The organism is Streptomyces speibonae (genome assembly GCF_984686075.1).
Genome location: NZ_OZ480260.1, coordinates 7414266 through 7435189, shown reverse-complemented (window position 1 = coordinate 7435189; position 20924 = coordinate 7414266). Strand labels below are relative to the sequence as shown.

Annotated in this window: 24 protein-coding genes; 10 read left to right on the top strand and 14 right to left on the bottom strand. The window is 71.9% G+C overall.

Going from position 1 to position 20924, the window contains the following annotated elements; translation table 11 throughout:
• Nucleotides 1-98: 98 nt before the first annotated feature.
• Nucleotides 99-1001, top strand: a complete 903-nt coding sequence (locus tag AC5L3C_RS33420; protein WP_493652857.1) for an endonuclease/exonuclease/phosphatase family protein — start codon at nucleotides 99-101, stop codon at nucleotides 999-1001.
• A gap of 59 nt (nucleotides 1002-1060) precedes the next feature.
• Here the strand turns inward: AC5L3C_RS33420 and AC5L3C_RS33415 are convergent, their stop codons facing one another.
• From AC5L3C_RS33415 to AC5L3C_RS33400, 4 genes are all read right to left on the bottom strand, one after another.
• Nucleotides 1061-2023: an electron transfer flavoprotein subunit alpha/FixB family protein gene (locus tag AC5L3C_RS33415; RefSeq protein WP_493652856.1), complete on the bottom strand. Its 963-nt coding sequence runs from the start codon at nucleotides 2021-2023 to the stop codon at nucleotides 1061-1063.
• 62 nt (nucleotides 2024-2085) lie between these two features.
• A complete protein-coding gene (locus AC5L3C_RS33410; protein ID WP_493652855.1) occupies nucleotides 2086-2874 on the bottom strand; it encodes an electron transfer flavoprotein subunit beta/FixA family protein in 789 nt (262 codons plus the stop codon).
• Between the two features lie 217 nt (nucleotides 2875-3091).
• Complete coding sequence (locus AC5L3C_RS33405) at nucleotides 3092-3601, bottom strand: flavin reductase family protein (protein ID WP_493652854.1); 510 nt, start codon at nucleotides 3599-3601, stop codon at nucleotides 3092-3094.
• 217 nt (nucleotides 3602-3818) lie between these two features.
• The gene (locus tag AC5L3C_RS33400) at nucleotides 3819-4169 is read right to left on the bottom strand and encodes a TlpA family protein disulfide reductase (RefSeq protein WP_493652853.1); all 351 of its coding nucleotides are present in this window, start codon (nucleotides 4167-4169) and stop codon (nucleotides 3819-3821) included.
• 254 nt (nucleotides 4170-4423) lie between these two features.
• On the opposite strand from AC5L3C_RS33400, the gene AC5L3C_RS33395 reads away from it, so the two are divergent.
• On the top strand, nucleotides 4424-5152 hold the full coding sequence (locus AC5L3C_RS33395; protein WP_125508848.1) for a lysophospholipid acyltransferase family protein: 729 nt from the start codon (nucleotides 4424-4426) through the stop codon (nucleotides 5150-5152).
• Between the two features lie 30 nt (nucleotides 5153-5182).
• On the opposite strand, the gene AC5L3C_RS33390 is transcribed toward AC5L3C_RS33395, so the two are convergent.
• From AC5L3C_RS33390 to AC5L3C_RS33370, 5 genes are all read right to left on the bottom strand, one after another.
• The gene (locus AC5L3C_RS33390; RefSeq protein WP_493652852.1) at nucleotides 5183-5875 is read right to left on the bottom strand and encodes a B3/B4 domain-containing protein; all 693 of its coding nucleotides are present in this window, start codon (nucleotides 5873-5875) and stop codon (nucleotides 5183-5185) included.
• Nucleotides 5872-6462 carry a transglutaminase domain-containing protein gene (locus AC5L3C_RS33385; RefSeq protein WP_493652851.1) on the bottom strand — a complete coding sequence of 197 codons (591 nt, stop codon included), beginning with the start codon at nucleotides 6460-6462 and terminating at the stop codon, nucleotides 5872-5874. Before AC5L3C_RS33385 ends, AC5L3C_RS33390 begins: the two co-directional genes overlap by 4 nt.
• A 92-nt stretch (nucleotides 6463-6554) precedes the next feature.
• Nucleotides 6555-7628: a threonine aldolase family protein gene (locus AC5L3C_RS33380; RefSeq protein ID WP_493652850.1), complete on the bottom strand. Its 1074-nt coding sequence runs from the start codon at nucleotides 7626-7628 to the stop codon at nucleotides 6555-6557.
• Nucleotides 7625-8371, bottom strand: a complete 747-nt coding sequence (locus AC5L3C_RS33375; RefSeq protein ID WP_493654129.1) for an SDR family NAD(P)-dependent oxidoreductase — start codon at nucleotides 8369-8371, stop codon at nucleotides 7625-7627. The genes AC5L3C_RS33380 and AC5L3C_RS33375 overlap by 4 nt, the downstream gene beginning before the upstream one ends.
• Before the next feature lie 38 nt (nucleotides 8372-8409).
• A complete protein-coding gene (locus AC5L3C_RS33370) occupies nucleotides 8410-9807 on the bottom strand; it encodes a DUF6421 family protein (protein ID WP_493652849.1) in 1398 nt (465 codons plus the stop codon).
• A 253-nt stretch (nucleotides 9808-10060) separates the two neighbouring features.
• Between AC5L3C_RS33370 and AC5L3C_RS33365 the strand changes: the two genes are divergently transcribed.
• Nucleotides 10061-10744 carry a glycerophosphodiester phosphodiesterase gene (locus AC5L3C_RS33365; protein WP_493652848.1) on the top strand — a complete coding sequence of 228 codons (684 nt, stop codon included), beginning with the start codon at nucleotides 10061-10063 and terminating at the stop codon, nucleotides 10742-10744.
• A 64-nt stretch (nucleotides 10745-10808) separates the two neighbouring features.
• On the opposite strand, the gene AC5L3C_RS33360 is transcribed toward AC5L3C_RS33365, so the two are convergent.
• Nucleotides 10809-11357 (bottom strand): GNAT family N-acetyltransferase, encoded by a 549-nt coding sequence (locus AC5L3C_RS33360; RefSeq protein WP_493652847.1) that lies wholly within the window; start codon nucleotides 11355-11357, stop codon nucleotides 10809-10811.
• 83 nt (nucleotides 11358-11440) lie between these two features.
• Between AC5L3C_RS33360 and AC5L3C_RS33355 the strand changes: the two genes are divergently transcribed.
• Nucleotides 11441-11839: a VOC family protein gene (locus AC5L3C_RS33355; protein ID WP_493652846.1), complete on the top strand. Its 399-nt coding sequence runs from the start codon at nucleotides 11441-11443 to the stop codon at nucleotides 11837-11839.
• Between the two features lie 10 nt (nucleotides 11840-11849).
• Here the strand turns inward: AC5L3C_RS33355 and AC5L3C_RS33350 are convergent, their stop codons facing one another.
• A complete protein-coding gene (locus tag AC5L3C_RS33350; RefSeq protein WP_493652845.1) occupies nucleotides 11850-12764 on the bottom strand; it encodes an N-acetyltransferase in 915 nt (304 codons plus the stop codon).
• A gap of 157 nt (nucleotides 12765-12921) precedes the next feature.
• Here AC5L3C_RS33350 and AC5L3C_RS33345 point away from each other — a divergent pair, with 157 nt between their 5' ends.
• The 5 genes from AC5L3C_RS33345 to AC5L3C_RS33325 all read left to right on the top strand — a co-directional run bounded on the left by AC5L3C_RS33345 (nucleotide 12922) and on the right by AC5L3C_RS33325 (nucleotide 17464).
• Nucleotides 12922-13680: a VOC family protein gene (locus AC5L3C_RS33345; protein WP_493652844.1), complete on the top strand. Its 759-nt coding sequence runs from the start codon at nucleotides 12922-12924 to the stop codon at nucleotides 13678-13680.
• Between the two features lie 600 nt (nucleotides 13681-14280).
• On the top strand, nucleotides 14281-14847 hold the full coding sequence (locus AC5L3C_RS33340; RefSeq protein ID WP_493654128.1) for a DUF5134 domain-containing protein: 567 nt from the start codon (nucleotides 14281-14283) through the stop codon (nucleotides 14845-14847).
• Nucleotides 14848-14941: 94 nt separating this feature from the next.
• Nucleotides 14942-15883 carry a M56 family metallopeptidase gene (locus AC5L3C_RS33335; RefSeq protein ID WP_493652843.1) on the top strand — a complete coding sequence of 314 codons (942 nt, stop codon included), beginning with the start codon at nucleotides 14942-14944 and terminating at the stop codon, nucleotides 15881-15883.
• A 73-nt stretch (nucleotides 15884-15956) separates the two neighbouring features.
• The gene (locus AC5L3C_RS33330) at nucleotides 15957-16628 is read left to right on the top strand and encodes a phosphatase PAP2 family protein (protein WP_493652842.1); all 672 of its coding nucleotides are present in this window, start codon (nucleotides 15957-15959) and stop codon (nucleotides 16626-16628) included.
• 158 nt (nucleotides 16629-16786) lie between these two features.
• Nucleotides 16787-17464, top strand: coding sequence for a TetR/AcrR family transcriptional regulator (locus AC5L3C_RS33325; protein ID WP_493652841.1), 678 nt, complete (start codon nucleotides 16787-16789; stop codon nucleotides 17462-17464).
• Here the strand turns inward: AC5L3C_RS33325 and AC5L3C_RS33320 are convergent.
• Entirely contained in the window at nucleotides 17452-18954 is a 1503-nt protein-coding gene (locus tag AC5L3C_RS33320) for an LVIVD repeat-containing protein (RefSeq protein ID WP_493652840.1), read from the bottom strand. The two genes, AC5L3C_RS33325 and AC5L3C_RS33320, sit on opposite strands and share 13 nt — an antisense overlap.
• Before the next feature lie 206 nt (nucleotides 18955-19160).
• Between AC5L3C_RS33320 and AC5L3C_RS33315 the strand changes: the two genes are divergently transcribed.
• Nucleotides 19161-19823 carry a DUF305 domain-containing protein gene (locus tag AC5L3C_RS33315; RefSeq protein ID WP_493652839.1) on the top strand — a complete coding sequence of 221 codons (663 nt, stop codon included), beginning with the start codon at nucleotides 19161-19163 and terminating at the stop codon, nucleotides 19821-19823.
• Nucleotides 19824-19856: 33 nt separating this feature from the next.
• Here the strand turns inward: AC5L3C_RS33315 and AC5L3C_RS33310 are convergent, their stop codons facing one another.
• Both AC5L3C_RS33310 and AC5L3C_RS33305 read right to left on the bottom strand, forming a co-directional pair.
• Nucleotides 19857-20324: a DUF6214 family protein gene (locus AC5L3C_RS33310; protein WP_493652838.1), complete on the bottom strand. Its 468-nt coding sequence runs from the start codon at nucleotides 20322-20324 to the stop codon at nucleotides 19857-19859.
• Between the two features lie 154 nt (nucleotides 20325-20478).
• Entirely contained in the window at nucleotides 20479-20838 is a 360-nt protein-coding gene (locus AC5L3C_RS33305; protein WP_493652837.1) for an ArsR/SmtB family transcription factor, read from the bottom strand.
• Nucleotides 20839-20924 lie beyond the last annotated feature (86 nt).

The window sequence follows — 20924 nt, the reverse complement described above, 5'->3', positions numbered from 1 at the left end:
ATGAAGCTAGCGGGGGACCCCTCGCCGGTCAACACCGTCCCGTGGTCCGGCCCGCACGCCCTCTGGTCATGTTCACGTCTGTCTGGGACCGTTTGTCCGTGCCGACTCACCGCCGTGTCACACGCCGTCCGGTGCTGATGGGCGCGCTCGCCGCCGCGGCCGCCCTTCCGCTGTCCAGTACAGCACTGTCCGCCCCTCCCGCCTCGGCGGACGAGCGCCCGGACCGCTCCCTGGACGTCATGTCGTTCAACCTGCGGTACGCGAGCACGGCCGAGCCGCACAGCTGGGCCGCCCGCAGACCCGTGATGCGGCGGCTGCTGCGCCGCGAACGCCCGCACGTCCTGGGCACCCAGGAGGGCCTGTACCAGCAGCTGCGCGACATCGAGGCCGACCTCGGGCCGTCCTACGACTGGATCGGCACCGGACGGGCCGGCGGCAGCCGGAGCGAGTTCATGGCCGTCTTCTACGACACCGGGCGGCTCGCACCGCTGGAGTACGACCACTTCTGGCTGTCCGGCACCCCGGACGTGATCGGCTCGAACACCTGGGGCGGCGCCTCCGTCCGCATGGCCACCTGCGTGCGCTTCCGCGATCTGCGGCGGGACGGCCGGGAGCTGTACGTCCTCAACACCCACCTGGACAACGCGAGCCAGTACGCGCGGGAGCGGGCCGGCGCCCTCATCGCCGAGCGCGTCGCCACGCCGGCCCGCTCGCTGCCGGTCGTGGTGACGGGGGACTTCAACGCCGCCGCGCACGGCAACCCGGTGTACGACACGCTGCTCGGCGCCGGGCTCGTCGACACCTGGGACGCGGCCGCGGAACGCGGGCCGGCGTACGGGACGTACCACGGCTACCGGCCGCCGGTGCCGGACGGTGAGCGCATCGACTGGATCCTGGCCACCGAGGGCGTCACGGTGCACCGGGCGTCCGTCAGCACCTTCGCGGTGGACGGCCGGTTCCCCAGCGACCATCTCCCGGTCCGGGCGACGCTGACCGTGTGACACGCCGGGCCCCCGCGACCGGAGCGGTCGCGGGGGCCCGGACGGGACACGGGGGGTGATCAGCCCTTGCGGGACTTGATCTCCTCGGTCAGCTGCGGGACGACGTCGAAGAGGTCGCCGACGATGCCGTAGTCGACCAGGTCGAAGATCGGGGCCTCGGCGTCCTTGTTGATGGCCACGATGGTCTTCGAGGTCTGCATACCGGCCCGGTGCTGGATCGCGCCGGAGATGCCGGAGGCGATGTACAGCTGCGGCGAGACCGACTTGCCGGTCTGGCCGACCTGGTTGGTGTGCGGGTACCAGCCGGCGTCGACGGCGGCACGCGAGGCACCGACGGCCGCGCCGAGCGAGTCGGCGAGGGCCTCGATGATCGCGAAGTTCTCCGCGCCGTTGACACCGCGGCCGCCGGAGACCACGATCGCGGCCTCGGTCAGCTCCGGGCGGCCGGTCGACTCGCGCGGCGTGCGGCCGGTGATCTTGGTGCCGGTCGCCTGGTCGGAGAAGGTCACCGACAGGGCCTCGACCGTGCCCGCCGCCGGGGCCGGCTCCACGGCGGCCGAGTTCGGCTTGACCGTGATGACCGGGGTGCCCTTGGAGACACGGGACTTGGTGGTGTAGCTCGCGGCGAACACCGACTGCGTGGCCACCGGGCCCTCGTCGCCGGCTTCCAGGTCGACGGCGTCGGTGATGATGCCGGAGCCGATGCGCAGCGCCAGGCGGGCGGCGATCTCCTTGCCCTCGGCGGAGGACGAGAACAGCACGGCGGCCGGGGAGACCGCCTCGTGGGCGGCCTGGAGGGCGTCGACCTTCGGGACGACCAGGTAGTCGGCGTACTCGGCGGCCTCGTGGGTGAGGACCTTGACCGCGCCGTGCTCGGCGAGCGTGGCGGCGGTGTCGGCGGCGCCGTTGCCCAGCGCGACGGCGACCGGCTCGCCGATGCGGCGGGCCAGGGTCAGCAGCTCCAGGGTCGGCTTGCGGACGGCGCCGTCCACGTGGTCGACGTAGACGAGAACTTCAGCCATGGGACTTCTTCTCTCCTGCTTGCGAAGGGTGAGGGGGCGGGAAGCGAGCCGAGCCGTGCGGCTCAGATGAACTTCTGGCTCGCGAGGAACTCGGCGAGCTGCTTGCCGCCCTCGCCCTCGTCCTTGACGATCGTGCCCGCGGTGCGGGCCGGACGCTCGGCCGCCGACTCGACAGCCGTGTAGGCGTTCTCCAGGCCGACCTCGTCCTCGTCGATGTCGAGGTCGGACAGGTCCCAGGACTGAACCGGCTTCTTCTTGGCCGCCATGATGCCCTTGAAGGACGGGTAACGGGCCTCGCCCGACTGGTCGGTGACCGACACCACCGCGGGGAGGGAGGCCTCGAGCTGCTCGGAGGCGACGTCTCCGTCCCGGCGGCCCTTGACCGTGCCGTCCGCGACGGACACCTCGGACAGCAGGGTCACCTGCGGCACGCCCAGACGCTCGGCGAGCAGCGCCGGCACAACACCCATGGTGCCGTCGGTGGAGGCCATGCCGGAGATGACCAGGTCGTACCCGGCCTTCTCGACGGCCTTGGCCAGGACCAGGGAGGTGCCGATGGCGTCGGTGCCGTGCAGATCGTCGTCCTCGACGTGGATGGCCTTGTCGGCGCCCATGGACAGCGCCTTGCGCAGCGCGTCCTTGGCGTCCTCCGGGCCCACCGTGAGCACGGTGATCTCCACGTCGTCGTCGGAGTTCTCCGAGATCTGCAGCGCCTGTTCCACCGCGTACTCGTCCAGCTCGGAGAGCAGACCGTCCACATCGTCACGGTCGACGGTCAGGTCATCGGCGAAGTGCCGGTCGCCAGTGGCGTCGGGCACGTACTTCACAGTGACAACGATCCTCAAGCTCACGCCGGCTCTCCTACTGCATCGTCATTTCTGGCTGCCTGCCTTCAGGCAGCATAGGCGCCTGAAGCGGGCGATCCCGGTCGGGGCGGCCCACGCTCCGAACGAACATTACTCGTCAGTACACCCAGTTCTTTCCCGCTAAGCAAGCGCTTTGAACTGTGACCTTCGCAACGCAGCGTAACCGGAACTCGACGGGTCCGCGACCAGGGAGGGCTCCGGCTCAGTCGCGCAGCGCGCGGAAACGTCCCTGGTGGTAGACGAGCGGACGGCCGTGTCCTGAGGGGTCGCCCAGCAAAACCTCGGCGACCACGATCCGGTGGTCGCCGGCGGGCACGCGCGCCACGACCTCGCACACCATCCAGGCCGGAACGCCGTCCAGGACGGGGACGCCCTCTGGCCCCTCCCGCCAGGCGGTGGCCGGGCCGAACCGGTCGGCGCCGCTGCGCGCGAAGGTCGCCGCCAGCTCCTGCTGGTGCTCCCCGAGAAGGTGCACGCCGACGTGGTCGCTCGTGGCGATCACGGGCCAGCTGGAGCCGCCCGTACCGATCCCGAAGGACAGCATCGGGGGCTCGGCGGAGACCGAGGCGAGCGAGGTGGCGGTGAAGCCGACCGGGCCCCGGTGGCCGCGCGCCGTGATCACCGCCACACCGGCGGCATGCCTGCGGAAGACGGAGCGCAACAGGTCGGGCGAGGCGGGCAGGGCGGTGCCGAGGCCGGACGGGGCCGTCATGGAACTGTCCTTCCGCGGGAGACGTCGAGCGGGTTCGCGGCTGCTCACCGTCCCGGCCGGCGCACGCGCGCGGCAGGGGCGGCGGCCGCCGGGCGGCCGGGTACCCGCCGGGGGCGAAGGAGTTCCGTGGGCATGGGGTCAGGCTGACGACGGGCGGCATGCACCGTCAAGTCGGTCCCGTGATGTGGGAGATGCCTCACCGTGGTCCCGGCCGCGCTCACACCGCCTCCCCGAGGGCGGCGATGACGTCCGCCTTGCGCGGCTGCCCGGTCGCGCGCCGTACGACCCGGCCGGCCGCGTCGAGGACCAGTACGGTCGGCGTCCTGACGATCCCCAGGCGGCGCACGAGGTCCAGGCTTGCCTCGGCGTCGATCTCCACGTGGGCCACGCCGGGCACCAGGCCGGCCACCTCGTCGAGCACACGGCGGGTCGCCCTGCACGGTGCGCAGAAGGCGCTGGAGAACTGCACCAGGGTGGCGCGCTCGCCCAGCCGGTCACCCAGTTCGGCTCGCAGTTCCGCCGGCGGCGCACTCGCCCCGGGCCGTTCCGCTCCGCTCGGACTCCGCACTCGATCTCTCCCGTCCTGGCTGTCCCGTCAGCCGTTTCCAGCGCCTGAAGGGCCTCGCGCATTCCCGGGGTCCGCACAAAGAGCGAGGTGGGCGGGGGCGGACGTGACGAGAATCTCGCCGTCGAGGGGCGTCAGGACTGGTTCACCGGCCGTTCTTGGGGCAGCATCTGCGACAAGCCGTAAAACCTACGGCTCCGTAACTTCGACTGGGAGCCCCCTTCCCAGGCAGAGTAAGGAAGGGTCCCTACCCGCCCATGGCAGAACTCGTCTACCGGCCCGTCGTCGGTTTCGCCCGCGCCCTGTTCAAGGTGTGGGACCTCAAGATCGACTGCCGCGGTTCGGAGAACATCCCGCGCACGGGCGGCGCCGTGCTGGTGAGCAACCACATCAGCTACCTGGACTTCGTCTTCAACGGCCTGGCCGCTCTCCCCCAGAAGCGGCTCGTGCGCTTCATGGCGAAGGAGTCGGTCTTCCGCCACCGCGTCTCCGGTCCGCTGATGCGCGGCATGAAGCACATCCCGGTGGACCGTGAGCAGGGCGAGGCGGCGTACGAGCACGCGCTGCGGTCGCTGCGGTCGGGTGAGATCGTCGGCGTCTTCCCGGAGGCCACGATCTCTCAGTCGTTCACGCTGAAGAGCTTCAAGTCGGGTGCCGCCCGCCTGGCGCAGGAAGCGGGCGTGCCGCTGATCCCGATGGCGGTGTGGGGCACGCAGCGGCTGTGGACCAAGGGCCACCCGCGCAACTTCAGACGCAGCCACACACCGATCACCATCCGCGTGGGCGAGGCCATCGAGGCGTCCAGGGACAAGTACGCGGGGGCCATCACCCGTCAGCTGCGCGAGCGGGTCCAGGAGTTGCTGGAGGCGGCGCAGCGCGCGTATCCGGTGCGGCCCAAGGGTCCGGACGACACCTGGTGGATGCCGGCCCACCTCGGGGGCACCGCGCCGACCCCGGAGCAGGTCCGCCAGGCCGAGGCGCACTGACCCCGCCGCCGTCGGCCCGCCCGGGGCCGCTCAGACGGTGGGGTGCACCGTGACGCGTGCGCCGGGGCTGAACTTCTCCAGCAGGCCGGCGAGTTCCGCGGCCGCCGTCTCGAGCTCGGGGACCGGCAGCGGCGCCATGCCCTCCAGCAGGAAGACGCCCGAGACGGTCTCCTCGGTGAGCCGGGTGCGCGGGCCCTGGCGCCAGTTCCAGCGGCGGCAGGTCACGCCGGCGTCGTCGCGCCACACCACCTCGCCGGGGTCGGGGTGTTCGACCGTCTCCTCTCCCCCGGCGACGGTGACGAAGTCCTCCTCGCCGGTGGCGCGCACGAGTCGCATCCCGCCCCGGACGCGGTCGATGTCCTCGCCGCCCACCGGGATCAGGTGGGCGACGCTGACCGCGTTGTAGAGGTCGACGAGGAGATTGATCCGGGGCAGTCCCGCCTCTGTCAGGGCCCGCCGGGCGAGCGCCTCGGCCGAGTTGCGGGTGCGCGACGGCTTGGAGCCGAACGCCGTGTAGGCCGCCCGCCAGGCCGCCATGTGGGGGTCCTCGTGCGGTGCCCGTCCCCGCAGGCGCTCGGCGAGCCGGCCTGCCGCGTCGTCAAGCAGCGCGGAACTCGCTTCCGTACTCGGTCCGTTGACCAGACCGTGTGCTTCGACGGTGACGTGGGTGAAGCCGGGTGCGAGGGCGCGCACGGCGTCGGACACGGTCGGTGTGAAGGTCATGACCCGCCTTGGTCTCGGAGTGCGGTGGGCAGCGTCCGCCACAGGTGCGGCCGGCCGGTGGCGGCCCTGAGGGCGTTCAGGACGACCGGATGTGGTGCAGCATACAGCACTGGATAGTCCATCTCGTTGGACTCCGGATCGGGCGTGAAGGCCAGCCGCTCACCGTTCAGGGAGAAGCGGGCGTCCACGCCGGGCTTGTTGCCGCGGGGGTCCTGCCGGTGCCAGGCGCCACGGAAGCGCACGGCGACCAGGCCGTGGACGACGCCGAGATTCTGGTAGCAGAGCGCGGCCGGGATGTCCTCGGCCCGCAGCAGCGCGGCCAGCGCGTGGGCCTTGGCGTAGCAGATGCCGGTGCGCCGCTCCAGGACGTCGGAGGCGCGCCAGGTGACGCGGAGATCACCGGAGTCCTGCGAGTGCGGGATGGCGTCGCGCACGTACTCGAAGGCCGCCCGCGCATACTCATACGAGTCGGCCACCCCCGCGGCGAGCCGCGCGGCCGTCTCACGGACCAGCGGATGATGGTGATCGATCGCCTCATCTGCGGCGAGATACGCGGAAAGGTCCGGCGTTTCCTGGATCAGCTGCATGACGTCCGAGCATAGGTATGCGGCCGGCCGACAGTCAATGCATTTCCGGGCGACCGCATACTTATACAGCCATGCAGCATGCAGCCATGCGGTCAGGTGCGGGCCATCTCCTCCTTGAGCGCCGCCACGAAGGTGTCCACGTCGTCCTCGGTGGTGTCGAACGCGCACATCCAGCGGACGTCGCCGGCCGCCTCGTCCCAGAAGTAGAACCGGAACCGCTTCTGCAGGCGCTCGCTCACCTCGTGGGGCAGCCGCGCGAAGACGGCGTTGGACTGCACCGGGTGCAGGATCTCCACCCCGTGCACCGCGCGAACGCCCTCGGCCAGGCGCTGCGCCATCTCGTTGGCGTGCCGGGCGTTGCGCAGCCACAGGTCCCGGGCGAGCAGGGCCTCCAGCTGCACCGACACGAAGCGCATCTTGGACGCGAGCTGCATGGACAGCTTGCGCAGATGCCTCATGTGCCGGATGCCGTCCGGTTCCAGGACGACGACCGCCTCGCCGAAGAGGGCTCCGTTCTTCGTGCCGCCGAGCGAGAGCAGGTCGACGCCGACCGCGTTGGTGAAGGTGCGCAGCGGCACGTTCAGCGTGGCGGCGGCGTTGGCCAGCCGGGAGCCGTCGACGTGCACCTTCATGCCGTGCGCGTGGGCGTGCTCGCAGATGGCGCGGATCTCGTCGGGCGTGTAGACCGTGCCCAGCTCGGTGGCCTGGGCTATGGAGACCACCTGCGGCATCGCACGGTGCTCGTCGTCCCAGCCGTAGGCCTGCCGGTCGATCAGCTCCGGGGTGAGCTTGCCGTCCGGCGTGGGCACGGTGAGCAGCTTGATCCCGCCGACCCGTTCCGGCGCGCCGCCCTCGTCCACGTTGATGTGGGCGCTCTCGGCGCAGATCACCGCGCCCCAGCGGTCGGTGACGGCCTGGAGCGCCACCACGTTGGCGCCGGTCCCGTTGAACACCGGGAACGCCTCGGCGGTCGGTCCGAAGTGACTGCGGATCACCTGCTGGAGGTTCTCGGTGTACGCGTCCTCGCCGTACGCGACCTGGTGCCCGCAGTTGGCCACGGCCAGGGCGGCGAGCACCTCCGGGTGGGCCCCGGCGTAGTTGTCGCTGGCGAAACCGCGGACGTCCGGGTCGTGATGACGACGCGCGTCGGTCCTGGGTGGGTTCACGGCTTCTCGGTCAGCCACAGACGGTTTCCGTTCACTTCCGCGGCGGGCTTCTCCCAGACCCCGACGATGGCCTCGGCCAGGTCCTTGACGTCCGTGAAGCCCGCGAACTTCGCGTTGGGGCGGTCGGCGCGCATCGCGTCGTGCACCAACGCCTTCACCACCAGGATGGCAGCCGCCGACGTCGGCCCCTGCTCGCCCCCGGCCTTGCGGAAGTAGTCGGCCAGGGCCAGTGTCCACGCCTCGGCGGCGGCCTTGGCGGCGGCGTAGGCGGCGTTGCCCGCGGTGGGCTTGGTCGCGCCGGCCGCGCTGATCAGGACGTACCGGCCGCGGTCGCTGCGCTGGAGCGCCTCGTGGAAGGCGAGGGTGGTGTGCTGCACCGTGCGCACCAGCAGCAGCTCCAGGAAGTCCCAGTCGTCCACGCTGGTCTTGGTGAAGGTCTCGCTGCCGCGCCAGCCGCCCACCAGGTGGACCAGGCCGTCGACCCGGCCGAACTCCTTCTCGGTCCGCGCGGCCCACTCACGGGTGGAATCCGGGTCCAGCAGGTCCACCGTGTCACCGATGACGGTGGCGCCGCCGTGCGCGTAGCGTGCCGCGTCGACCGCCTCCGCCAGCCGCTCCGGGTCGTTGTCGGAGCCGACGACCGTCGCCCCCGCATCGGCCAGCCTCAGCAGTGCCGCCCGTCCCGCGGGTCCTCCCGCGCCGGCCACCGCGATCACCGCACCGTCGAGCGCCCCGTTCCCCATGATGTTCGCCTCCTGAGCAGTGTTGTGAACGAGATCGCTCACGCGGCGACCCGCTCGGCAGTGTCCGCCGTGATGCCCTTGGTGGACGCGATCACGTTCTTCAGCTTCTTGGACAGTGCCTCATAGAACATGCTCAGCGGAAACTCGTCCGGAAGCACGTCATCGACGAGTTTGCGCGGGGGCAGCGTCAGGTCGAGGGCGTCGGGGCCCTTGGCCCACTTGGAGCCCGGGTGCGGGGAGAGGTAGGCCGACACCAGCTCGTACCCGGCGAACCAGTGGACGAGCTTGGGGCGGTCGATGCCGTCGCGGTACAGCGTCTCGATCTCGGCGCACAGCTGGTTGGTGACCTGCGGGGCGCGCTCCCAGTCGATGGAGAGCTTGTTGTCGGTCCAGCGGACGACGTCGTGCTTGTGCAGGTAGGCGAAGAGCAGCTGGCCGCCGAGGCCGTCGTAGTTGCGCCTGCGCTCACCGGTGACGGGGAAGCGGAACATGCGGTCGAAGAGCACCGCGACCTGCACGTCACGGGCCTGCGGGACACCCTCGCCGGCAAGCTTCACGGCCTCCTTGAAGGCGGTGAGGTCGCAGCGCAGCTCCTCCAGGCCGTACATCCAGAACGGCTGGCGCTGCTTGATCATGAACGGGTCGAACGGCAGGTCGCCGTGGCTGTGGGTGCGGTCGTGGATCATGTCCCACAGCACGAACGCCTCTTCGCAGCGCTTCTGGTCGTGCACCATGGCGGCGACGTCCTCGGGCAGCTCCAGGCCGAGGATGTCGACGGCGGCCGCGGTGACGCGGCGGAAACGGGCCGCCTCGCGGTCGCAGAAGATGCCGCCCCAGGTGAAGCGCTCGGGGGCCTCGCGCACGGCGATGGTCTCGGGGAAGAGGACCGCGGAGTTGGTGTCGTAGCCCGCGGTGAAGTCCTCGAAGGTGATGCCGCAGAACAGCGGGTTGTCGTAACGGGTGCGCTCCAGCTCGGCCAGCCAGTCGGGCCAGACCATGCGCAGCACTACCGCCTCGAGATTGCGGTCGGGGTTGCCGTTCTGGGTGTACATCGGGAAGACGACCAGGTGCTGGAGGCCGTCCTCGCGGTTCGCGGCGGGCTGGAAGGCCAGCAGCGAGTCGAGGAAGTCGGGCACCTCGAAGCCGCCCTCGGCCCAGCGGGCCAGGTCCTTGGCCAGGGCCTCGTGGTAGGCGCCGTCGTGCGGCAGCAGTGGGGAGAGCTCCTCGACGGCGCCGATCACCTCGTGCACCGCACGCTCGGCGTCGGCGCGCCGCGGGGCGCCGTCGGCGTCGAAGTCGATCGAACCGTCCTTGGACTGCCAGGGCCGGATCCGCTCCACGGCATCCTTGAGCACGGGCCATGCCGGGTGCTCGATCACCCTGGTCGCCGAAGGAACCCGTCCCTCAGCACCCACCTGCACAAGAATTTCCGTCATGTCCCATCCTCCACGGGAGAACCTCGCGTAAGAGGACCGTATACATAGAGGGTTTCTCCCAGCAAGGGGCACCTCCGGAAAATATCCTGCCACACCCCACCGTTCACCGCATTTTTTACTGCGTAACCCCCGAGTGGACGGCGCTGTGTGCAATCGATGTTCAGCCTCTGGACGGCGCGGTCACAGGCGATACGGTCCAGGAGGGCCGCAGGGACGCGGCCCCCCGCCGCTGTCGACGGAAGCGAGTGGAACCTTGAACTTCCTCACCATCGGTCACCGCGGAGTCATGGGTGTCGCCCCCGAGAACACCCTCCGGTCCTTCGTCGCCGCCCAGGAGGCGGGTCTGGACGTCATCGAACTCGATCTGCATCTGAGCAAGGACGGCGCTCTCGTCGTCATGCACGACACGACCGTGGACCGCACGACGGACGGCACGGGTCTCATCGCCGAGCGGACACTCGACGAACTGCGCGCCCTGGACGCCGGGCAGGGCGAGCGCATCCCCCTCTTCGACGAGGTCCTGGAGGCCGTCAGGACCCCGCTCCAGGCCGAGGTCAAGGACGTCCGGGCGGCGCGGGCGCTGGCGGAGGTGATGAACGAGCGGCAGTTGGCGGGGCGGGTGGAGGTCGCCTCGTTCCACGACGAGGCGATCACCGAGGTCGCGCGGCTGGTGCCCGGGGTGCGCACGGCGCTGGTCGCCAGCCGCTACGGCACGGACGTCGTGGAGCGGGCGGTCGCGGCCGGCGCCTCGACCGTCTGCCTCAACATCCGCCGGCTCACCCTGGAGATCGTGGAGCGGGCACGGAAGGCGGACCTGGCCATCCACGGCTGGGTGGTCAACACCCAGGACCACCTCAGGCTGGTCCGCGCGCTGGAACTCGACGGGGCGACCACCGACTACCCGGAGATCAAACGCACGGGGCGCTTCACCGCGTGAGCCCCACGGCGGGACGCTGCTTCGCCGCACAGCCGGGCCCTGCGGCGCGTGCGGAGCGGGAGCCTCACGTCAGCCGCTTCACCAGGAGTTCGAACCGCAGGTCGTCGCGTTGCGGTATGCCGAAGCGCTCGTCGCCGTACGGGAAGGGGGTCATCTCTCCCGTGCGGCGGTAGCCGCGGCGCTCGTACCAGGCGATCAGGTCCTCCCGTACGGAGATGACCGTCATGTGCATCTCGTCCGCGCCCCAGGTCTCGCGGGCCCGGCGCTCGGCCTGAGCGAGGACCGTCCGGCCGAGTCCTGCCCCCTGGAGGTCGGGGCTGACCGCGAACATCCCGAAGTAGGCGTGCGCACCGCGGTGTTCGAGCTGGCAGCAGGCGACGATCCGGCCCTCGCGCTCGACCGTCAGCAGCCGGCTGCCGGGGGACCTGACGACCTCCAGCACGCCCTCCGGGTCGGTCCGCTGCCCGTGCAGGATGTCCGCCTCGGTGGTCCACCCGGCCCTGCTTGAGTCTCCGCGGTACGCCGACTCGATCAGCGCGACGAGGGCGTCCACGTCGGCCTCGGTGGCGTCCCGGAAGGACAGTGCGGTGGCGGTGTCGGTGGCGGATTCCATGGGCAGGTCTCCCGGCTCGTGTGCGTCGCCCGCGGCGTGGCTCGGACGGGGACGAGAGTAACCCGGCCGCTACGCTCGGCCGCATGGTGCATGTACTGGGCAGCCGCGTCCTGCTCCGCCCCACCGATCCCGAGCGCTCCCGCGCCTTCTACGGCGGACAGCTCGGTCTGGCCGTCCACCGCGAGTTCGGCACCGGACCCGAGCGCGGCACCGTCTACTTCCTCGGCGGCGGGTTCCTGGAGCTCTCGGGCCGCTCGGACGCCACCGGCGCGGCGTCGCCGGACGTCCGGCTGTGGCTCCAGGTCGAGGACCTCGAGGCGGCGCACGAGGAGCTGACCGCCCGGGGCGTCGACATCGTCCGTCCCCCGGTGCGCGAGCCCTGGGGGCTGATCGAGATGTGGATCGCGGATCCGGACGGGACGCCGATCGTCCTCGTCGAGGTCCCGGCCGACCATCCGCTGCGGTACCGGCCGGGGATCTGACGGCGGCCGTTCAGTCCGGGCGGTGCTCCCAGCCGCGGTCGGTGCGGGTCAGCTCGCCGAAGCCGGCGCGGGTGAGCCGGTCGAGCGCGGCGTGGTCGGTCTCCGGCTCGTAGGCGGCCAGGCGGTCGACGCCGCACAGGCGGAGCCAGCCGGCGGCATGGGCCAGCAGCCGCTCCTCCAGGCCGGTGTCCCGGGCGGCGGGCTCGACGTGCAGGTTGCCGATGTCGGCGAGGCCGGCGGCCCGTGTGAGGCGTTCGGGGCGGGCCAGTGCCGTGTCGACCTCGATGAAGCCTCGGGCATCGCCGTCCGTGTACGCCGTGAAGCGGGTGCCGCACTCCCCCACGGTGCGCCGGAAGGCGATGTCCGCACCGGGCTCCTCCCGCGGCAGGTCGGCCACGCGGGCCAGGAGGATCACCTCGGTGTCCCCGACGTGCCGGAAACCCGCGCCCTCGTAGACGGCCCGCACATGCGGCCAGTTCCGGGGCAGTCCGTACACGACGGGGGCCGGCAGGGCACCGTCCGCGTAACGGACGCGGACGTTCCAGCGGGCGAGCAGGGCCAGGCAGGCCCGCATCAGGAGGTGCCCGGCGTCCCCGGCGTCCGGCAGGAACGAGGTCGGCGGGCGGCACACGAACCAGTCGATCTCCCCGGCGTCCCGGTAGCTCTCGCCGACCTCGGCGTCGGCGCGGTAGCGCAGCAGATGGGCGCCGGCGACGACCTGTCCGCGCCGCTCGGCGACCAGCGTCGCCCGCTCGGCCACCCACGGGTCCGTGACGACCTCGCCGGGCTGGCGCTCCAGGTCGCCGAGGACGGTGTTCACGGAGACGGAGACGCCGGGGACGACGGCCGCGACATGCGTGTTGATCAGGTCCGTGAGCTGGTCGCGGTCGGTGCGGCGGAAGGGGCGTACGGCGAGCGCGGGCACGGGGTACCTCCGGGCAGGGTGAGGGAGCCGGGCCCGCCACGCGGTGCGGTACGGGGCGAGGGTACGGCCGGACCGCCGGCCGGCGCCAGCCGCTTTCGCGCCGGATGGCCGGGGCCGGGGGCCGGCCTTAGCGTGCTGGAGGGACGGAAGGAGCGCCATGGAACTGTCCGCACCGGTCACCGGCGGGCCCTGCTGGGCCGAGCTGGGCACCACCGACCCCGAGTCGGCCGCGCGCTTCTACACGCGGCTGTTCGGCTGGCGCCCCGAGACGGATCAGCGGCAGGAGGCCGGCGGCTACACGGTGGCCCGTCTCGGCGACGCCCCGGTCGCCGGACTGACCCCGCTGTACCAGGAGTCCCAGCCGGTCGCGTGGACCGTGTCGTTCGCGGTGGCCGACGCCGACGCGGCCCTGCGCGCGGTGCGTGCGGCCGGCGGGCAGCCGCTGCTCGGCCCGACGGACGTGTTCGACGCGGGACGTTTCGCGGTGGCCGCGGACCCGGCCGGAGCCGTCTTCCAGCTGTGGCAGGCGGGCACCTTCCCGGGCGCCGGGGTGTTCGACGTCCCGGGGTCCCTGGGCTGGGTGGAGCTGCTCACCCGCGCGCCGCAGCAGGCGGTGTCCTTCTACACCACCGTGTTCGGCTGGAGCGTGGACCCGTCCCTGCGCTACCCCCAGTGGGGCGTCGACGGCGCGGACTTCGGCGGCATGGTGACGATGGACGAGAAGTTCCCGCACGAGGTGCCGGCGCACTGGCTGCCGTACTTCGCCGTGGACGACGTGGACGACGCCGCGGTCACCACCACGACGGTGGAGGGCACGGTGCTGATGGAGCCCGTCTCCCACCCGGAACGGCCGCGCATCGCGGTGCTCCGGGACCCGCAGGGGGCGATGTTCGGCGTGTACCGGGCCGAACGGTGAGCACCGCGAGGGGGCGCGGGCGGGCGGCACCCTCGCGCGGGGCGGCCGACGCGCCGAGTTCCGTGCCGCCCGGACCGGACAGCGCGGCATTCGCCTGGACGAGCCGTCGGGCGGGATGCCGGCGACCGTGTCGCGTCCGGCGCCGGTGAGGCGGTCGCGGGCGCCGACCCGGCGTGGAACCGGTCAGCGCTCGGTGGGCCGCTTCAGGCATGCGGTCCGGTGCGGTGCAGCGCGCAGGCCGAACTCCGCGGGAGAGCCCGGCATGGTGCAGCGGGACGTCGTCCGCCCGTAGGAGAGCGGCGCAGCGGTTGCCGCCGATGACCTCGATGGGGGCGGTGCTCAGGGCGGGGTGAACAGCCCGCCGCTGTTGGACCACCGCGGCGAAGGTGTCGCCGTCGTGGCCGTGGATCCTCCATGTGCGTGCCCGTGCTGGGGACCACCGGCTCGCTCCGGCGTGGGCGGGCACGGTGGCGACGCGCGGGTGGGGTGTCCTGGTGCACTCCCCCGAGCACTCCCCGTGTACCTCCGTGCGCCCGCGTGGCCGGTGTCGGGGGCGGGCAGTTCGTGACCGACCGCCGTACGAGGTCGAGGGGGGTGGGTGTGCACGGAGCGGGGTCGTCGGGGTGGCTGCTCGTCGCGCTGTGCGCGGCGACCGGTGCGTACTGTCTGCTGCGGATGCGCAGCTCCGTGGAGGAGCAGCGCAGGGCCGCGGGCGGCGAGGCGCTGATGGGATTCGGCATGGCGGTGATGGCCGTGCCCGCGACGGCGTTCACCCCGCCGCCCTGGGCCTGGCCGGCGCACGCCGCGGTGTTCGCGGCGGCCGGCCTGCACGCGCTGTGGGCGGCCCGCTCGGGCGTCCGCCATCTGCACCATCTGGTCGGTGCCGGGGCGATGGTGTACATGACCGTGACCATGGCCTCCGCCGCTCCCGGACATGCGCAGGGACACCCGGCGGGTGGTCCCGGCGGCGCGGGCATACCCCTGCTCACCGGGGCCCTGCTGGTGTACTTCGCCGCGTATGTGCTGGTGACGGGCGCACGTCTGGTGCCCGTGACCGCGCCGGCGGGGAGCGGCCCGGAGCCCGGCTGGGGTGACCGGCCGGAGCTGGCGCGGGCCTGCCGGCTGTCCATGGGTCTCGCGATGGTGGCGATGCTGCTGATGATGTGAGGGAGGGCCCGGCGGCCACGCCGCGGGCGTTGTCTGCGTCACTTCGGGTGCCGCTCCCGTACCCCGCGGCGGCCCGCGCTCATAGGCTGCAGACATGATCCTCCCCGCGGTCCTGCTGATGCTCGGCGTCCTGACCGCCGTCGTGGGTCCCCGGCTGCTCGCCCGGGCCGACTGGCCCGACCGGGAGCCGGTGGTGGCGCTGTGGGCGTGGCAGTGCGTGATCGCGGCCGTCCTGCTGTGCTGCGCCCTGTCGATGACGTTCAGCGCGGCGGCCGCCTGGCACGCGGTGGGCGGCCAGGTGTTCGCCACCGCGCCGGGCGCGGTCGTGGAGGCGTACTCCCTCGGGACGTCGGGGCTCTGGGCGCAGACCACCGCGGTGGCACTGGCGTGCGGCGGCCTGTGGAGTGCCGCGATGCTGGTCCGGGAGATCGTGCGGGCTCGTGCGCGGCGCCGGGCCCGCCGGGCCGGGCTGCGGCTGCGCGCCCCGATGCTGCCGGGAGAGGAGCCGGGCACCGACCGGCTCGTGGTCCTGGAGGGCGAGCGGCCCGACGCGTGGTGGCTGCCCGGCACCCCGCCCCGGCTGGTCGTCACCACGGCCGCGCTGCGCCGGCTGAAGGGCAGGCAGCTGGACGCGGTGCTGGCCCACGAGCGGGGGCACGCCCGGGCCCGGCACGACTGGCTGCTGCACTGTTCGTCCGCGCTGGCGGGCGGTTTCCCGCAGGTGCCGGTGTTCGCGGCGTTCCGCGAGGAGATGCACCGGCTCGTCGAACTCGCCGCCGACGACACGGCGTCCCGCCGCTTCGGCAGGCTGACCACGGCCCTGGCCCTGGTGGAACTCAACGAGCACCGCGGCGTGTTCGGCCCCGGGCCGCACCCGGAGCCACAGGCGCAGGTCCCGGCCCGGGTGAACCGGCTGCTCACTCCCGAGGACCGGCTGCCCCCGTGGCGGCGGCTGCGGCTGACCGCCGTCGCGTCGCTGGTGCCGGTGGTGCCCGTGCTGGTGGCGTTCGCACCAGGATTGCGGGCACTGGGATAGTCCGCGGGCCGTGCCGGGCCGGCGGCGGTGGCATGACTGGCACCGGACCCCGCCGGTCGACAAGGATCACCTCATGAGCACCCCCCGCACCGATTCCCCGCCCCGGCCGCCGCAGCACCGTCCGGCCACGCTGTACGCCGGAGCACTGGCCCTGTGCTCGGCGCTGCTGCTGGCCCTGGTCGCCGTCGAGTGGAGACCGCTGCTCGGCCTGGACGGCGACATCTCGGCCACCACCCACCGCTGGGCCGTGGCGGAACCCGGGCTGACCGAGGCCGCCCGCATCCTGACGGACTGGATCTGGGACCCGTGGACGATGCGGGTGCTGTGCGCGGTGGCGGCGGGGCTGCTGGTGTGGCGGTACGCGGACCGGTGGACCGCGGGGTGGCTGGTGCTGACGGTGGCCCTCGGGACGGCCGTGCAGCAGGGTCTGAAGGCCGTGGTGGGGCGGGACCGCCCGGTGTGGCCGGACCCGGTCGACTCCGCGCACTACGCGGCCTTCCCCTCGGGGCACGCCATGACCGCGACGCTCGTGTGCGGCCTGCTGCTGTGGCTCCTGCACCGGCACGGGGTGGACCGCGCCCTGTGGCGCACGGCGCTGGCCGTGGCGGTGGTCTCGGTGACCGGGGTGGGCCTCACCCGTGTCTGGCTGGGCGTCCACTGGCCGACGGACGTCGTGGGCGGCTGGCTGTTCGGCGCCCTGCTGGTGACGGCGGCCGCGGGCGTGCACCGGCAGCGGCATCCGTGAGCCGCCGCCGCTCGCCCGGCGGAGCCCAGGCCCGGGCCGTCCGCCTCGGACGATCCCCCGCGTCGCCCGAGACGGACAGCAGCCAGGACCGGACCCGAAGGCCCGGCCGCACGCGTTGAGTATAGTTGGCTGGCAGCCAGTCAACGCAGGAGTCCAGCATGTCCCCGCGCAGCGCCCTGGTCAATGAAGAGTTGCGGAGGCGTTCGAAGGAGCGGCTCCTGCACGCCGCCGTCGAGCTGGTCAGCGAGCACGGGTACGAGGCGACGACGCTCAGCGACATAGCCGACCGGGCGGGTTCCGCCCGGGGGCTGGTCTCGTACTACTTCCCGGGGAAACGCCAGCTCGTGCAGTCCGCCGTGCACCGGCTGATGCACCGGACGCTGGAGGAGGCCCTGGAGCGCGAGCCGCGCACGGACGACGGCCGGGAGCGGATGGCGCGGGCCATCGACGCGGTCCTGGGTCTGGCGCGGGACCGTCCCCTGCTGATGCGCCAGCACATGGCCGGACTGCTGCAGGCCGAGGGATTCGTGCCCTGCCCCGAGCAGCGGCGCCTGGCGGAGCTGCTGAGCGACACCGTCGCCCGGCACGGCTCCAGCGACGTCGAGTCCGACTATCCGATGCTGCGCGCGCTGCTGATGGGCGCCGTCTACGCGGCCCTGATGCCGGGTGCGCCGATGCCCGTGCCGGTCCTGCGCGCGGAGTTGTTCAAGCGCTACCGGCTCGACTGGGACATGGGCGTCCCGCCGGACACCGAGGTGCCCGGCGGGACGGAAGGGAAGGACCGGACGGACATGGCCCGGTTCTTCGCGACGGAGCCGGACGCTCAGTCGAAGTAGTCCGGCTGTGTCTGCACGTTGAGCTCACGCATGTGGACCCCGCGGGCCGGGTCCGTGCGCCGGTCGTCGATCTTCAGGACGTCGAAGCCCTTGGCGATGTCGTTCGAGTAGATGTAGCCGTTGTAGTAGTACGCCGACCAGGAGCCGCCGGTGACGATGCTGTCGGTGGTCAGCGGTCCACGCTCGAAGTAGGCGATCTCCCTGGGCTTGGCGGAGTTGGTGAAGTCCCAGACGGAGACGCCGCCCTGGTACCAGGCCTGGACCATCAGGTCACGGCCCCGGACCGGGATGAGCGAGCCGTTGTGGGCGACGCAGTTCTCGGTGTCCGCCTGGTGCCGCGGGATCTTGAAGTAGCTGCGGAAGACCAGCTTGCTGCGGTCGCCCTTGCCGATGATGTCGTAGATGCCGTCCGCGCCGCGATTCGGGCCGATCTCCGCGTTGCAGGTGGCGGCGCCGCCACCGCCCAGCTCGTCGGTGAAGACGACCTTGTTCGCCTTCTGGTTGAAGGTCGCCGAGTGCCAGAACGCGAAGTTGACGTTGTCCTGCACCCGGTCGATCACCCGGGGACGCTCCGGGTTCCGGATGGAGAACAGGATGCCGTCGCCCATGCAGGCACCGGCGGCCAGGTCCTTGGACGGCAGCACGGTGATGTCGTGGCAGCCGGTGGTCTTGGAGACGCCCGGGTTGGTGGGCCCGCCCGGGTTGCCGCCGCCGTCCGGGCCCTCACCCGGGAACAGCACCGGGAAGCCGACCACCGCTGCCTTGTGCGGGGCCTTGCGCGGCACCTTGATGACGGAGATGCCGTCGTGCGGCGGCTGGCAGTCGGGGTAGGCCGCGTTCGGCGAGTACGAGGAGACGTACACGTAGACGTTCTTGCGCTCGGGCACCAGCGTGTGGGTGTGCGAGCCGCAGGCGGTCTCGACGGCGGCGACGTAGCGCGGGTTGCGCTTGTCGCTGATGTCGAAGACCTTCACGCCCTCCCACGAGGACTTCTCGGTCGCCGGCTGCGTGGTGCTGTTGCAACTGCTGTCGCTGCGCGAGGAGTCGGTGGACAGGAACAGCAGGTTGCCGGAGACTGAGATGTCGTTCTGCGAGCCGGGGCACAGCACCTGCGCCACGGTTCTGGGCGCCTTGGGGTTGCGGATGTCGAAGATGCGGAAGCCGTCGTAGTTCCCGGCGAAGGCGTACCGGCCCTGGAAGGCCAGGTCCGAATTGGTGCCGGACAGCACGTCCTTGGGGACGTGGGCCACGTGCTTGATGTTGTCGGAGTGGACGACCTCGTCCTGGCCCGGGATCTCGCCGCTCTCGATGGCCTCGCGCGCCTCGGCCTGGTCGCTGCGCGAGACCTCCTTGCCGTCGGCCGGCGAGTCCCCGGGGTCGGGGATCGCCGCGGCTGGCGCGGCGGTGAGCAGGGCGGCCAGCAGGCCGCCCGCGGCCGCGGCAACTCCCAGCCGTCTGCGCCGCGTTCGGGAATCTCTCAACAGGATCACTGTTTCCTCCCTGGTTCCGTTCGCTTCGGAACGGCTTTGGCACCGGCAGTATCGTCTGAGCATGGACATACCAACAGAGGGCGATATCGTCAGGGAAGTTTTTTGATCAAAGTTGCGCGGAAGCGTGCTAGGACGGTCGCCCGACACTCACGAGGTGTCCAACAGCCCTCCACAAAGAGGGGTACTTCCAGCCACAGGAGGTCCTTGTGCACCACCGCCGTGTGCCCCGTCCGTCCGCCGTCGCCGCCGGGCTGGCCGCCTGGGCCGTCCTCGGACTCGTGGGCTGCGACTCGGGCTCGGACGACGCCAAGCCGGCCGTTTCGAGCGGGCCTTCGGTCATCGCGCCCGGGGAGCCCGGGGAGGAGAACCGGACCCTGTCGGCCGAGGAGGTCTCGCGGCAGCGTGCGGAGGACGACTCCCCCAACTCCGCCGACGTGACGTACGCGCGGATGATGATCGTGCATCACGCGCAGGCGCTCGAAATGACCGACCTCGTGCCGGACCGCGCGGAATCCCCGAAGATCGTCAAACTGGCCGAGCGCATCGCCGCCGCCCAGCAGCCGGAGATCAAGATGATGAAGGGCTGGCTGAAGAGCCACGACAAGGCGGAACGGGACGAGGGGCACGCGCACGATCACGCGACGATGCCCGGCATGGCCACCCCGGCCCAGCTCAAGCAGCTCGAGGCGGCCGACGGCAAGGCCTTCGACCAGTTGTTCCTCACGTTGATGATCGCCCATCACCAGGGGGCAATCACCATGGCGACCGATGTGAAGGGTCAGGGCAACAACATCGCCGTCGAGGAGATGGCGGACGACGTGGTGGCGCAGCAGACGAGCGAGATCAACCGGATGCGGAACCTCTTGTGACGGTGCGCCGGACCGCCTCCGCCCCGCGGCGGCTCAGCGGCGGGCGTGCCGCGGGGACAGCAGACCCGCGTCGCGCATCCGGCCGATGAGCCGGAGAGCGCCGCGCCGGCTGTACCCGGTCTCGTCCATCACCGCGAGCACGGGATCGGCGCCCTGCTCCTGGGCCGCACGGTACGCCTGCGCCACGAGCCGCCGCCCGTCCGGCCCGCGCGGCCCGGCGGAGCCGTCCCGGTGTGCCCCCGTGCCGGCCCCGTCCCTGGGAGCCGGGCCGCCCTCGGCACCGCAGGCGTGGGCCAGCGGGCCCTCGATCCAGTCGGCCAGCACCGCCAGGTCCTCGAGAGTGAGCGCGGGCCGGGCCTGTACGTCCTCGACGCAGACCCACCCCTCGCACACCGTCGCGAGCGCGTCGATCCTGGCCCCGTCGCCGAAGGCCAGCCGCACATGGAGCCACCGGGTCGCCCGTTCCCCCTCCCGCACCTCCCACGCGGGCCACACGGACACCGCGCTCTCTGCCGGAGAGCGATCGGAAAGCTGAAGAAAGGACGCCTCGAGCACACACGCAACGTAACCGTGTGATCAGTTTCCCTCCGGAGGAACACGCTCCCCGTCCGGCGGACGGCACCCTGTCAGCGGAGTGCGTGACCTCCGGGGGCAGTCAGGCCGGCCGCCGGCGGGCCGCCTGGCGGGTGGCCGCGGCGAGCAGGGCGTCGAGCAGACCGGGGAACAGGTCGTCCAGGTCGTCGCGACGCAGGGCGTTCAACTTGGCGGTGCCCTCGTAGGTCTGCCTGATCACACCACTCTCGCGCAGCACCCGGAAGTGGTGCGTGGTGGTGGACTTGCTGACCGGCACGTCGAAGTGCGAGCAGGCCAGCGCGACACCCTCGGCGGCGAGCTCGTGGACGATGCCCAGGCGCACGGGGTCGGAGAGCGCGTGCAGCACGCCCTCCAGCCGGATCTCCTCGCACGCGGGGTGCGGCAGCTCACGGCTGCTGGGGGCGGGGGCGGCGGTCGTCACGGCGGCGGCTCCACATTCATTCCGGGAGCATCCATTGTACGAGAGTCTTCGTAGTTTGACATCCGCCGTACTACGATGCTTATCGT